This is a genomic window from Neobacillus sp. OS1-2, from assembly GCF_030915505.1.
In the GTDB taxonomy this organism is placed as follows: Bacteria; Bacillota; Bacilli; order Bacillales; family Cytobacillaceae; genus Neobacillus.
The window spans coordinates 2302908-2317104 of the sequence record NZ_CP133265.1 but is presented as its reverse complement, the minus strand read 5'-3'; the positions used below and the strand labels follow the sequence as shown (position 1 = coordinate 2317104).

Sequence of the window (14197 nt, the reverse complement as noted above, 5' to 3'; positions counted from 1 at the left end):
TAATAACAAACATGTAATTTCATGTTATAAGAGGCGCTAAAAGAAGTCAACGACAAAGATCGACAACTTTACGAAAACTGGCTGGCAAATCATTCAAACTTCATCCCTCTTAACCCAATTAAAAAGAACAATGCACTAAATCCAAGCAGTGCTGCTGTATCTTTTATGATCGTTCCGGCATGCAGGCTACCGCTGATAATTTCTTTAAAACCTGCCATTGCCCATGTTTGTGGTACACCCAAGGCAATTTTCTGCATGAAATCTGGTACTACATCAATGGGCCAATAGACACCGCCAAGCATACAAGTGCTCACGATTAAAACAGCACTCACCGCGGAGGCCTGTTGTTTTGTTTTGACCAGCCCCGCCATCATCAGACCAAAGCCGACTATACACAGAATGACAAGAGATGCATAAGGAATCATATAAAATAAATTTCCCCATGTTGTATCAAACATCAGGTTCATTGTCACCATCAGTACCGCTAACTGTATCCACCCCATGAAAAAGTAAGCTAAAAGGTAACCAAGGATGATTTGCACTTTGCTGGCAGGAGAAACAATCAGTCTCCCCCAAGTACCACCCGTTCTTTCGTCAAGTATGGTCGAAGCTGCTCCTGATAGACCAAACATCATAAACATGATGGCAAACCCTACAAACATAAGGTTGATATCAACATTGGTTTTCGCATCTTTTTGGATGATCTGCTTTTCGACCTGCACACCTTTATTGTTCGCCACTGCGGCAAGAACCTTTGGAAAGGCATCCTTCTCCAATTTCGAAGTAGTCTGATAAGATCTTACGACAAGCCCTGCCGTTCCCTCCAAATGGGATGATAATGCAAGATAATTCTCCGTCTTTCGCTGAACAATAATATCAAATAACGGTTTCTTTTCTATTATTCTTTGCTCGACATCCGTTGAAATTACCACTGCAGCAATGGCGTCTTGAGCGGATACATTCTTTTTAGCCTGTTGTTTCGTTGTTTTTTTCCATTCATAATGATGATCCGCTTTTAAAAGGGTCAAAATCTTTTGGCTGACTTCAGCATTACCTGCTACCACATTCACCACCGGTTTATTCTGTCCCGAATTGATGGTCATACCGCCAAAGATCCAACTAAATAATGCTGGCATGACGAACATAAGCACCAAAACTCCAGGTGATTTAAAAAACTCCTTCAAATGAAGCATTAAAATCGTCCAGATTTTACGCATATTTACCTCTCCTTTCAAATGAAAGGCGAATTAAGCCAATCGTAAAAAAGAGTAAGCCTAAGCCAATGGATCCGCCAATTGCAGGGAGAATCTTAGTCAATGTTGCGCCGGACATCAAATCTAAATAGGTTTGCAAGGCAAGCCCGTTCGGTAAAAACTTGGTAACGAATACAACCCAATCCGGAAATACGTAGAGTGGAACCATACTCCCACCTAACGCAGCCATAATTTGCGTTCCAAACATCCCGGCAACATTAAATGACTTTTCCGTTTTTATAAAAGAGCCCGCTAACACACCGAGTCCGCTGGCATTGATAACAAAAGCCAACGTCATACTAGCAATGCCTGAAATCGAAGGTCCCCAATCAACCCCAAAAATGATTCGTGTTCCGGCAATGATAATAAATGCTTGGGTTAAGCAAATAATAATTAATCCGAGTAATTTTCCAAGAAGATAATTTGGATAGGTTAGATTTGTTAGCAGTAATCGTTGATACACATCTTGCTCTTTCTCGAGGATCATGGTGGAAACTCCTTGGACCACTGTCATTAACAAAAACATCACGCCCATGGCAGCAGCATAATATTGAAACGAACTGACCGGCTTTGTTTTCGCATCAACAGTCGTTTCTGTTACCAATGGTTTCTTTCCGTACCCATCCTGAACCAAAGCGCTTTGCCCCCCTGCCTGAACAGGCTGGGCCATTTGCGCCGCTGTTGCCTCAATTGGAATCGTGCGAGAAAACTGCTCAATCACAGTTTGAACGATGGTTGGATTAATAACGGTGTCAGGCACCGCTAATATTTTTACTTTTGTGCCCTTGCCGGTCATTAGTGAAGTTGTGAAGTCTTTTTCGATGATGATGCCGACGGTTAGGTTGTGGTTTTGTAGCTTTTTTACCATTTCATTTTCTTGATAGTATTTCACTCGAATTTGTTTGGATAAGTTTTTCGTAAGGACTTCGTCGGTGAGGGCTTTACTTAATTGTCCTTGGTCCAAATTCACAACCCCAAGGGTAAACTTTTTAATCGTAAACGCTTCATCTTCCTTCATCATACTGCCGAATGCAGAACCTAAAATGGCAATTAACAATAGCGGCATCAAAATGAGGGTTAAAAAGGCCTTTTTATCCCGCGCGACAAGCAGCAAGTCCTTCCTTGCCAGCCACCAAAACTTCATGATTCCCGCCTCCTAATCCCTTAAGTTTCTACCAGTTAAATGTAAAAACACACTCTCGAGGTTCGGTTCGACGATATCCACAGACGTAATCTTTATGCCGGTTTTTGTCACTGACTGGATGAAATCAGTCAAAATCACCTGCGGTTCCTTATGAAAGACCATTATTTGTTGATCCTGAATTTGAATATCATTTTCTGGAAAAAGGCTTGTTAAAGACTGAGCAAGTCCAGCCATCTTAGATTCATCCTTATTGATGGTTAAGATCACCTTCGATTGGTCACCGATCGTTTCCCTTAATTCACTTAATGTACCAGAAGCAATTAATTGACCATGGTCAACAATCCCAATCCTTTCGCATAGATACTCCACTTCCTCCATATAGTGACTCGTATAAATAATCGTCATCCCTTCACTGTTTAAATGCTTAACCGTTTCTAAAATATGATTCCTCGACTGCGGATCAATGCCAACTGTCGGTTCATCCATGATTAACAACTCTGGTTTATGTAAAATGGCAGCCCCGATATTAACACGCCGCTTCATTCCGCCGGAAAAGGTCTCCACCTTGTCCTTCGCCCGCTCGGTTAAACCGATAATCTCAAGCACTTGGTCTACACTTTTTTCCAGTTCAATACCGGATAAATCATACATTCTTCCCCAAAACTTTAAATTTTCCCTTGCTGACATCGCTTGATAGAGAGCGATCTCCTGCGGGACGACGCCAATCCATTTTTGGGCTTGCTTCGGGTTCTTGACGACGTCAATGCCTTTCATCCGAATTTCACCTGAAGTGGGCGGAAACAAGCCAGTCACCATATGAATTGAAGTTGATTTCCCCGCTCCATTTGGCCCAAGCAGCCCATAAGACTCCCCTTTTTCCACCTCGAACGAAACACCCTTCACAGCTTCAAAATCCCCAAAGCTTTTTCGTAAATCCTGAACGGTTAGCATGTTCATAAGCAACCACTCCTTTTTCAACATCTTCTTACACTACACATCATACAGAAGAGAGATGGCGGATTTTGTAAATTCGTGTCTCTCGGAAAAATAAAAATAGGAACTGCGACCCATTCGCAGTTCCCTTTTCACGCACTATTTCAAGAAGATAAAATATAGGACAAAAATTACAAAGAATAAATACATGATCGGGTGGATTTCCTTGCTTTTCCCTTTCACTAACATTGTAATTGGGTAGAAGATAAAACCCATGGCAATCCCAGTCGCAATACTGTACGTAAGCGGCATTGCCACCATGGTTAAGAATGCTGGAACAGCAATCTCAAACCGTTTCCAGTCAATTTTCCCCAAAGAAGAAACCATCAAGACCCCGACAATGACCAATGCTGGTGTTGTTACAGGTGAGGTTATAACTGATAATAACGGAAAGAAGAAGATCGATAAGACGAATAATGCACCAGTTACTAATGAAGCAAATCCCGTTCTTGCACCGGCTGCAACCCCCGCGGTTGACTCCACATAAGATGTAGTAGTCGATGTTCCGAGTACAGCCCCAACGCTAGTAGCGATGGAATCGGAAATGAGCGCCCTTCCTGCATTAGGAAGCTTATTATCTTTCATTAAGCCCGCTTGGCTGGCAACGGCAACAAGCGTCCCGGCATTATCAAAGAAATCAACAAACAAAAACGTTAAAACAATTCCAAGCATTGTGGTTGTATAAAATGAACTATCACCAAATGAAGAAAAGGCAGCCCCAAAGGTTGGTGCTAAACTAGGAACATCCCCGACCACTTGATGCGGCATTTTTATTTCGCCAAAAATCACTCCGACAATCGCTGTCAAAATCATCCCATAAAATACGGCACCTTTAATGCCGCGTGTCATCATAATAACTGTTACGACTAGCCCGAAAATAGCGAGTAGCGGACCGCCTGCCGTTAAGTCACCTAAGCCGACAAGGGTAGCATCATTATTAACAATGATTCCAGCACTTTGTAAACCTACAAAAGTAATGAATAAGCCAATCCCGGCTCCAACAGCATGCTTTAAATCAATCGGAATGGCATTAATAATTTTTTCACGAAGTCCTGTTAACGTAAGCAAGAAGAAAAACACACCTGAAATCAATACAGCACCTAATGCATGCTGCCACGGAATTCCACTGCCTAACACAACTGTGAAAGCAAAAAAGGCGTTTAATCCCATCCCCGGTGCTAATGCCAGAGGATATTTTCCCAGCAGTCCCATGATAATCGAGCCGATGGCAGATGCTAAAGCTGTGGCAACGAATACGGCACCATGATCCATACGTAAAGCATCCGGAAAATCCTTTATTGCCGCCAGCGATAAGGTTAGCGGGTTAACCACTAGAATATATGCCATCGCTAAGAAAGTAGTAAACCCACCAATCAATTCTCTACGATAATTTGTCCCATGTTTCTCAAACTCAAAATACTTCTGCATTCTTCTTCCCCCTATAAATCTTTTCTTTAGTATGCAAAAAAGACGCTCACGATATTTCTACCGGAGCGTCTGACTTTGGGCATGTGCAATAAATAGAGGGAAAAATGCCTCTTTATTCAAAACACTGCCTCGTAGTCAAGCTATTTACGGTAGCTCGGTAGAAACTTTTGGGCCATATCCCCAACATTATACGATGCAAATATATAAGTTCTTTAATACGTTTTTTATTTTAACAGAGGAATTAGAACTTGTAAACAAAAAATACGAACAATGTTATTGGAAAAATTAACATTGTTCGTATTTTAGAGTTGTTATTCTATTTATTCATTCTATAAACTTCGTGAATCATCCAGCTCAGCCATACGCCTCAGGCCAGGGCTCCCGCTTTTGTTATTCCCACTCAATCGTAGCAGGTGGCTTGGAAGTAATGTCGTAGACCACTCGATTGACATGTGCTACTTCGTTTACGATCCGTGTCGAGATAAGTTCAAGTACATCCCACGGAATCCGTGCCCAATCGGAGGTCATACCATCGATGGAAGTAACCGCACGAATACCAATGGTGTAATCATACGTTCTAGCATCGCCCATAACGCCGACACTGCGAATGTCCGGAAGCACGGTGAAGTATTGCCAAATTTCACGGTCAAGCCCGGCCTTTTTAATTTCCTCGCGAAGGATCCAATCCGAATCGCGGACGATTTCAAGTTTTTCATCAGAAATCGCTCCAAGTACACGAATCCCTAGACCAGGACCCGGAAATGGCTGTCTCCAGACGATATCATCCGGAATACCAAGCTCCGTTCCAAGTGCACGAACCTCATCCTTAAACAAGGTGCTCAACGGTTCAATTAATGTAAACTGCATATCTTCCGGCAGACCGCCGACATTGTGATGCGATTTAATTGTTTGTGCTGTTGCTGTACCGCTTTCGATTATATCTGTGTAAAGTGTTCCCTGGGCCAAAAACTCGATCCCTTCAAGCTTTGTAGCTTCATCATCGAATACATAAATAAATTCATTACCGATGATTTTCCGCTTTTTCTCTGGATCGGATACACCCTCAAGCTTGGATAAGAACCGATCTTTCGCATCCACTTTGATCACGTTCATATGGAAACCTTCAGAGAAAGTTTTCATGACGCTGTCCGCTTCATTTTTTCGAAGCAGGCCGTGGTCAACAAAAATACAAGTTAACTGATCGCCAATCGCTTTATGGATGAGAACTGCTACAACAGAGGAGTCAACTCCGCCGCTTAAAGCACAAAGAACTTTTTTGTCACCAACAGTCTCGCGAATCTTCGCCATTTCCATTTCAATGAAATTCTCCATTGACCAATCGCCGCTAGCACCGCAGACAGTAAAGACGAAATTCTTGAGCAGTTCATTGCCGTAAACGGAATGGCGCACTTCTGGATGAAATTGAACAGCGTAAAGCTTGCGTTCCGCATCGCTCATCGATGAAATCGGACAGGACGGGCTTGTACCATCAACGGTAAACCCTTCAGGTGGCTCGACAACCAAGTCACCATGACTCATCCATACTGTCTGTTCCGCAGGCAGCCCTTTGAAAAGAGCTGAGTCCTTCTCCACTGATATCATCGCTTTGCCATATTCACGGTGCTGCGCTTTTTCAACCTTTCCATTGAAATGCACGGTCATCAGTTGCATTCCGTAGCAAATCCCAAGAATCGGCAGACCCATGTCAAAAATGGCTTCATCACAGCGGAAGGAATTTTCATCATACACACTGTTAGGGCCGCCAGAAAAAATAATGCCCTTTGGATTCATTTTGCGAATTTCTTCTGCCGTAATCGTATGCGGATGAAGTTCACTATACACACCGAATTCACGAATCCGCCGTGTAATCAACTGATTATATTGACTTCCAAAATCTAAAACAACAATCATATCTTGCTTTTTCGTCAAAGCTGCCACCCCAATTTTTTAAAGTTATTACCTAGCTTTTACAAAAATGAACATAAAAAAACTAGAATTCTCCCCTCCAACAAAATATCAGGAAGGCAGAATTCTAGTTATCTCGCAAAATCACCGACAGAAAAACTCTGCCTTCATAGTCAGGCCATTACATTGGTGACCCGGTAGAGACTCTCGAACCTTATTTTCGAGGATATATGAAGGAAACGTACTATTTAGAAAAGCATAAAGCGCCCGTGGCGCTTTAAACTAAACGTTGAATTGTTCATATTGTATCAATAGGTTGTTTTTTCGGTCAAGTGATTGTCCTTTTAATTAAATTTTCCCACAATTTTCGTGATCCTTTCCATGTGCCCTTTGGAAGATTCTGCTGATACATATATTGTTCATAAAGGGTTGTGAGCCGGGACATCTCCCGCGTTGAAAAGAACGTATCGATATACCGGGCATAGTTCCTAAGTGTTTGGTTTTCCTTTCGCTTTATCCCATAGCGGTCAAGCTGATTTAGTAAAACCAAATACGCCGCACCCATACTTTCGTCTTTTTTCTTGAATTTGTAAAGCAGGACTATCCCATATGGAATCCACTTGCCGCGGATGCGATATAGAATTGCCGCCATCACAGTGAGAAAAACGAAAATAAGGGTGACACTTTTCCAATTTTTCTTCATGAGTGATGTTGCTTTCAACCAGATACTTTCCAAATCAAAAGACTTATCTGCCTTTTTTACATCCTCCGATTCATCTCGTTCTTCCTTCTGAGGCTTTTTCACCGTCGGCGGTGTCGTCTGCTGGTTCGTGGTTGAAGTACCATCTGTTGCATCATAATTGATGATTAGCCCATTGGAAAATCCTTTTGTTGGTTCAAATGGAACCCAGCCTTGATTTGGGAAAAAAACCTCCACCCATGAATGGGCATTATTGTTGGTCACTTCGTAATACTGTTTTGTCGAGTCATCTGCGCTATACTCTAAAAAATCTCCGCCCGTGTACCCTTTTACCCAGCGAGTGGGGATTCCAAGTGTCCTTAGCATAACCGCCATCGAGGTGGAAAAGTTATCACAATACCCCCGCTTGGTCTCGAACAAAAATTGATCCACATAATCATCATTCGTGCCAGGCACCGCAACATTTTTTTGGTCATAGGTGAATCCTGCATTGCTAAAATAGCTTTCCACCGCTTGCGCCTTGTCAAACCAGTTCAATTTTCCTGCAGTAATTTCTACTGCTAAATCTTTAATTCTTGGCGGTAATCCTTCTGGCAAAAGCGTATACCTCTGATAAAACGTGTTAGACGGATCCATGCTCGTTGTTTGTTTTAAATCATTTGCCTTATATTTCGGTATCTTAAAGTCCACAGAAAATCCCTGGGGCACGACAGTCTCGTGATTTTTATTGTAAAAGCCAATCCTCTCATTGAACGTATCAATGACAAATGGAGTCCTGTTAGAGTCAGAAGGCTCTATCGATAAGATTTTCTGTATGCCCGCAGGGTACATGATGAAGTGGTAGCGATACTGTTGATTAATCGAAACAAGCGCAGTTTCTTTTATGGTTTCCACTGTATCTGGAATAGAATAAACAGGCACCAGATCCCCCTGCCCAAAGAAGTTAGAGGTTGAACCAGACGCATTCCAGCCCTTTCCCGTATACGCATCCTTTGTTTCCATTTTCCAATAATTCTTTCCATCCGCCTCATACTTAAAAACCGGACTGCCATCAGCAATAAACGGGCCACCCAGTGCGCCATCATTCGTCCCGTAGCCGATTCGCTGCGGCCCGACACCATTGCCCTCCTGCTCAACTTTAGGGTTATTGGCGGAAAAATAAGGAACTGGATCCGGCCATATCGGTGCGGCTTTCGGTGCTGTCATTCCCACTACCACGCTAACCGCAATCATCACCATCAGCGGCGCCATCCATTTTCGAATAAACTGAGGTTCAACAGTTACCTTTTCCTTTTGGATAAACCGGTAAAAGGTCAACATCCCCATCACTGCAAATCCCGCTACTACTGTTCGAACAATTGCCGCTTTTGCATTATAAGGCGTAAACGTGTCCAATACAGTGATATAAACTAAAGTCATAAAAAGGAAGAGAAAAATCCGCTGGCGATGTAAGAGCCAATAATCGATTAGGTACACCATTAGCCATAACAGGATAAAAAGCAACAGCGTCCGAAATTCATTGGATAAGTCGTTCCACTGTCTGCCCGATAATAACCCCAAGTTGTTTGCCATATCTGCGATAAACGATTTCAACCAACTCAAATGAAAGAAACTTTCAATAAAATAGAAATGATGAATGGAAAATAAAATAAATAAAAGCTTGATCAGTGCCTGCCAAATTCTTTTTAGGCCAAAAAAAGATAAGGCAAAAGCAATCAGCAGGAAGAAGATAAACGTCTCCATATTATCTGTTTTTGTTAATTGTTCAACCGGCCTCAGCCATTCCCACATAAGGAAAAAGCTAAGGGTGTATAACAAAAACGAGGGAAAATTCCTTTTCATGATCGAAACACCTCCGAGAAGGCTGTCTGATATTCACCCTCATGAACCATGACAACGCGCACCCCACGTGCATTTGCGATTGAAATCAGGGAACGTTCATTTTCTGATGGCGATTCCTTATGACCTTTTAGGAGAAAAAGGGTAATGCCCCCTTTTCTTTTTCCAAGAAAGCTTGCTTTTTCAATTAACGGCTTCGTTACTTGGGCAGTTACGAGCATAAAAGAGACTGTCTGCAGCATGAATTGCCCCTCTGCCTCTAATACCTTTTCAAAGGGTCGCAAGCTTTTCGCTTCGATTTTGGCCAGATGGTAAAAGAGCTGCCTTAATTGCTGTTCTCCGCCACGAATAGGAAAGGAGGTACGTTCATTACTAATGGTTAACAGGCCTGTCTGCGCTCCCTTTTTCAGGATGGCTCTTACTAGCGATGCAGTAAAGGAAACGACCGGTTCAAAGCGTTTATCCGGTACACAGTCCATGACAACCAATACATCATGGGATTGCCGCTGTTCAAATTCCTTCGTCATAATTTCATTCCGTTTCGCAGACGCTTTCCAGTTTATCCAGGAAAAACGATCCCCCGGCTGATAATCCCTGACGCCAATTACCATCGTGGTATCGCGCTGCACACGTTCCCTTGAAGCGGTTAGCCCTTGATCAAATTGATTTTCAAACGGCCGGTATAAAAGCTCCGAATAAGCGGGATAGACAATCACTTTCCCGGAAGTCTCAACACTCTTCTCCTTTTCAAATAATCCAAGCGGATCACCCGTTTTTAAAGTAAAGGAGGTAAAAAGGTGTTCTCCGCGCGGTAGCTCATCAATGATATATTCATAGGAAAATTCCTTTTTCAGGCCAGGAAGGATAAGGGCCTTTACTTTCTTTTGCTGAGGGGCATATCTCAACACATCAGCCAATTGATCTTCGATGAGCAAATAAAATAATGGAAATCCCTTAGAGCGCTTTATGGTTACAGTCACCTTCAACGCTTCACCTGCATTGTAATCTGATTTCGGCAATTCCCTTGTGACTTCAAGCTCATTTAAGGAATAGAAGGATAGGGCCACACAATAAATGGCAAATGGCAAAAAGCTATAAAATAAAAACCAGCTGACAAATCCCCCTTGGAACATAGCATACGAGAAGGTTAGGAGAATTAAAAAGAGTAATAGGATAAACCTCCATGCCTTTTTGAATGGAATCCATCGTTTTTTCATTTATTTCACGAACCTTCTGACGGGTACGGGAACCCTGGCGATGACTCGGTTAACTACTTCTTCCGCAGAAATCCCTTCGAATTTTGCCTCTGATTTTAAGATAATCCGATGGGACAAGACAAACGGGGCCAAATATTGAATATCATCCGGCAGAATGTATTCACGACCATACATATAAGCATAGGCCTGAGCTGCTTTCATCAAGGCGATGGACCCCCTTGGGCTTGCACCCAAATAGACACTTCCATGTCCTCTTGTGCGATTTACGATATCAACAATATAGCGCTTAATCGTATCATCAACGAACACTTCTTTCATATTCTTCTGCAGGGTGAGCAGCCCTTCAAGATCGATAACAGGGTACAAATCCTCAATTGGCGGAACTTTCTGGGCTCGATTCAGCACTTCCATTTCTTCTTGTAAATCTGGATAACCCATCTTCATTTTTAATAAAAAGCGGTCAAGCTGGGCCTCCGGAAGCGGATAGGTCCCCTCGTATTCAATCGGGTTTTGTGTCGCCATTACGAAAAACGGCTTATTCAATTGATGTGTCACTCCGTCGATGGTAACACTGGCCTCTTCCATCCCCTCTAGAAGCGCCGATTGCGTTTTCGGCGATGTTCGGTTAATTTCATCAGCGAGGATGATATTCCCCATCAGCGGGCCCGGGCGAAATTGAAATTCCATCTCTTTCGGATTATATATGGAAACACCGGTTACATCGGAAGGTAACAGGTCTGGCGTAAATTGAATTCTCCGGAAGTTGGCATTAACTGATTTTGCAAGGGCGCGAACCATCATCGTCTTTCCGACACCAGGTACGTCTTCTAGTAGCACGTGACCTCCCGCTAGCAGGGCAACAAGACTTAGCTCGGCAACGTTCCTTTTTCCTATCATAACCTTTTCAATATTGGCAATTATTTTTTCTATCGTGGGATTCATTTGTTCATATGACAAGGGGCTTCCTCCTCAAGCTGTTCTATACCTTTTTATGGCATGCTATCTACTAATTCTACTTTTTTTTGGAAAAGTCCTGTTAAAATGGCACATAATATTCAAATTCAGTGGGATTTACATCTTTGAACGGGGATTAATAGGTATGCTCGTGTACGATGTAGGCTTCTATTGGACGTTTTTTATTGGGATTCGGGATGTTTTGTCCAATAGAGCTCTTCTATAGGACTTTTCCATCGGGATTCGGGATATTTTGTCCCATAGAGCTATTCTATTGGACTTTTCCGTCGGGATTCGGGATGTTTTGTCCAATAGAGCTCTTCTATTGGACTTTTCCATCGGGATTCGGGATGTTTTGTCCCATAGAGCTCTTCTATTGGACTTTTCCATCGGGATTCGGGATGTTTTGTCCAATAGAGCTCTTCTATTGGACTTTTCCATCGGGATTCGGGATATACCCTCTTCAATGGTAAGGCCCGGAACAAAAGAAACTCGCCAAATCAATCTAGTTGGCGAGTTTCCTTATTGTTGTTTTATTATAATCCAATACGTTTTGAAAGTGGATTAATAGGTTAGTCCATGACCAAGTTTATAGATATTGCCATCACGATCTTTATAAGCGTATGAAAGTCCTTCAGGCATATACTTGTCCTTGTCATAACCCGGTACGTCATTTCTTGATACACAATCGCCCTTTTCATTCACTGCTATAACCGCATCACTTGCAGGCAATGTCAACGGTAAGACACCTACCGGACGGAAGTTGCCCGCCATCACTTCAAACTGCGCCTTATAGTATGTGTCGTATCCAGCGATTAAAACATCGGCCAATGGTTCAACATTTCCAAGGATCCATGGCAGGATGACATTCACACTTATCATCACTTTTCCTCCACGAACATGGATACTGTCCGCAACCTCTTTAAGATGATCCATACCGGTCAAGGTCGTTTCTTGATACCGAGAACCATCCAAAGCAGCCACTGTTTTATTCTCGCATATTTCAAGTTCTAGGAGGCCTGGTGTCGCATTGAAATAAGCACCGGATTTGGGACTTAAAAACAAAATAGCTGTGTCGGCTTCATCATAATTATCGGTCAAGGTAAATTGGCCTAATTCCTGGCATTCCTTCCTAGCCTTTTCCGTGTAAGAAGCTGCTCTTTCCGGTTCCTTGTGGAAAACCTCCACATAAACCTTCTTAAGGTTTTCGGCTGTTAAAGGTAATGTTTGCTTACTATTTTTAAGCACTGTGACCGACTTTTTGTGGGCTTCATAAGCAGCTTCCCAGTTTGCTGGATTACTTACCACTGAAAGAGCATTTTCTGTTGAAACATAGGTACGATCATCAAATAATCCTAAGGCAAACATTTCTGTAAGAAGGCGTACATTTGCTTCATTTATACGCTTTTCACTAATCCAGCCATTTTCAACGGCTTTTTTCAGGTTTTCAATATCATTTGTATCAGAAACAAGATCTGTCCCCGCATTGACCGCCTTTGCAAAGCGTTCAGCCTCGCTCAACGTTTCAACGCCCCAGCTCATTTTACTTGTGACACCGCTGTCGCTATTTATATAACCCTTAAACCCTAGTTTTTCTCTAAGGATATGCTGTAAAAAGTAATGATTGAAGGTAAAGCCAACCTCTTCGAATGGTATATCTTCTCCTTCGAATTCTTGAACCGTACTTTTTTTACTACTAGGGATTGAATAATAAGGCATAAAGGATGAAGATCCATGGTCAACTGCAGCTTGAAATGGCGGTAAGTGATACTTTTCTAAGCTGCCCGGTGTTGGGTATAGATTCCACTTACCCTCTTTATAATGTGGGTCAAAGCCATTTTCCCTTGCACCACCGCCGGGGAAATGCTTCGTTGTCATCGCAATGCTATTTTTACCTAGGTTCTCGCCTTGAAATCCATCAATGAGGCGGCCGATTGCATCCGAAATAAATTCAGGATCCTCACCAAACGTACCATAGATCCGCTGCCACCTAGGGTCTGTGACGGTATCCGCCATATACATATAACCCTTTCTGATTCCAACAGCATCCCACTCTGCACGCGCTACCTCAGCAAATCGGCTAATAAGCGAGGCATCCCCGCCATTTTTGATATCTCCTCTAGCTGCTGCTGCAAGCCCTAATGTTCCTGGCCAGGTAGAAAAAATACCGGCCGCATCATTCATACCAAAGATGAATTCTGTATTTTCATTTCTTGAATTGGATGCGATTAAACATGGAATACCAAGACGTGTGCCTTCACATATTTCATTCATCGTGTTAACCCACTCTGCCATTTCAGCTGGGCTCCAGTTATCTCGTAGAATGTAGTGACGTAAATTCATACGTTCGATGGTATGTGTTGTGCCATATACCTTTGCCAACGCGAAAATAGTTTCGCCCTTTTCAACAATCGCTTCATCTATCACACCACCATGGCTTGTCTTGCTCTTATCTTTTTGGGAAAGCCCCATTCCACGGGAATTAATCAGCATCATGCCAACTTTTTCATCGATATTCATCAATGAGACAAGGTTCTCTGCACGTTCCGCTGGGCTCAAACGCCAGTCCTTATAAGGTTCTAATTTCCCACTATTATTCAAATCTTTAAATTTCAATCCATCCACTTCAATGATGTTTTTAACTCTTACTTCTAACTTCGGTTGTTTATGGTTAGATTCCACTTGAATGCCTCCCCCAACTTGGTTACCCTCATTATGTCCTTACGATTCAGCTTTCTAATTACATTTTGCACTTTATACGTTA

Annotated in this window: 9 protein-coding genes and 2 riboswitches; all 9 genes read right to left on the bottom strand. The window is 42.5% G+C overall.

Features of this window, described 5'->3' with window-relative positions; genetic code table 11:
* Positions 1-89: 89 nt before the first annotated feature.
* On the bottom strand, positions 90-1217 hold the full coding sequence (locus RCG19_RS11435; protein WP_308110868.1) for an ABC transporter permease: 1128 nt from the start codon (positions 1215-1217) through the stop codon (positions 90-92).
* On the bottom strand, positions 1210-2397 hold the full coding sequence (locus tag RCG19_RS11430; protein WP_308110867.1) for an ABC transporter permease: 1188 nt from the start codon (positions 2395-2397) through the stop codon (positions 1210-1212). Before RCG19_RS11430 ends, RCG19_RS11435 begins: the two co-directional genes overlap by 8 nt.
* 12 nt (positions 2398-2409) lie before the next feature.
* The gene (locus tag RCG19_RS11425) at positions 2410-3348 is read right to left on the bottom strand and encodes an ABC transporter ATP-binding protein (RefSeq protein WP_308110978.1); all 939 of its coding nucleotides are present in this window, start codon (positions 3346-3348) and stop codon (positions 2410-2412) included.
* Positions 3349-3489: 141 nt separating this feature from the next.
* Positions 3490-4818 (bottom strand): NCS2 family permease, encoded by a 1329-nt coding sequence (locus RCG19_RS11420; protein WP_308110866.1) that lies wholly within the window; start codon positions 4816-4818, stop codon positions 3490-3492.
* Between the two features lie 112 nt (positions 4819-4930).
* Positions 4931-5032, bottom strand: a riboswitch (purine riboswitch).
* A 176-nt stretch (positions 5033-5208) separates the two neighbouring features.
* Positions 5209-6729, bottom strand: a complete 1521-nt coding sequence (gene guaA / locus RCG19_RS11415) for a glutamine-hydrolyzing GMP synthase (RefSeq protein ID WP_308110977.1) — start codon at positions 6727-6729, stop codon at positions 5209-5211.
* Between the two features lie 144 nt (positions 6730-6873).
* Positions 6874-6977, bottom strand: a riboswitch (purine riboswitch).
* 74 nt (positions 6978-7051) lie between these two features.
* Positions 7052-9265: a DUF4129 domain-containing transglutaminase family protein gene (locus RCG19_RS11410; protein WP_308110865.1), complete on the bottom strand. Its 2214-nt coding sequence runs from the start codon at positions 9263-9265 to the stop codon at positions 7052-7054.
* Positions 9262-10479, bottom strand: coding sequence for a DUF58 domain-containing protein (locus RCG19_RS11405; protein ID WP_308110864.1), 1218 nt, complete (start codon positions 10477-10479; stop codon positions 9262-9264). Before RCG19_RS11405 ends, RCG19_RS11410 begins: the two co-directional genes overlap by 4 nt.
* Positions 10480-11421 (bottom strand): AAA family ATPase, encoded by a 942-nt coding sequence (locus RCG19_RS11400; RefSeq protein ID WP_308110976.1) that lies wholly within the window; start codon positions 11419-11421, stop codon positions 10480-10482.
* A 576-nt stretch (positions 11422-11997) separates the two neighbouring features.
* Positions 11998-14115, bottom strand: coding sequence for a glycoside hydrolase family 3 protein (locus tag RCG19_RS11395; protein ID WP_308110863.1), 2118 nt, complete (start codon positions 14113-14115; stop codon positions 11998-12000).
* Positions 14116-14197 lie beyond the last annotated feature (82 nt).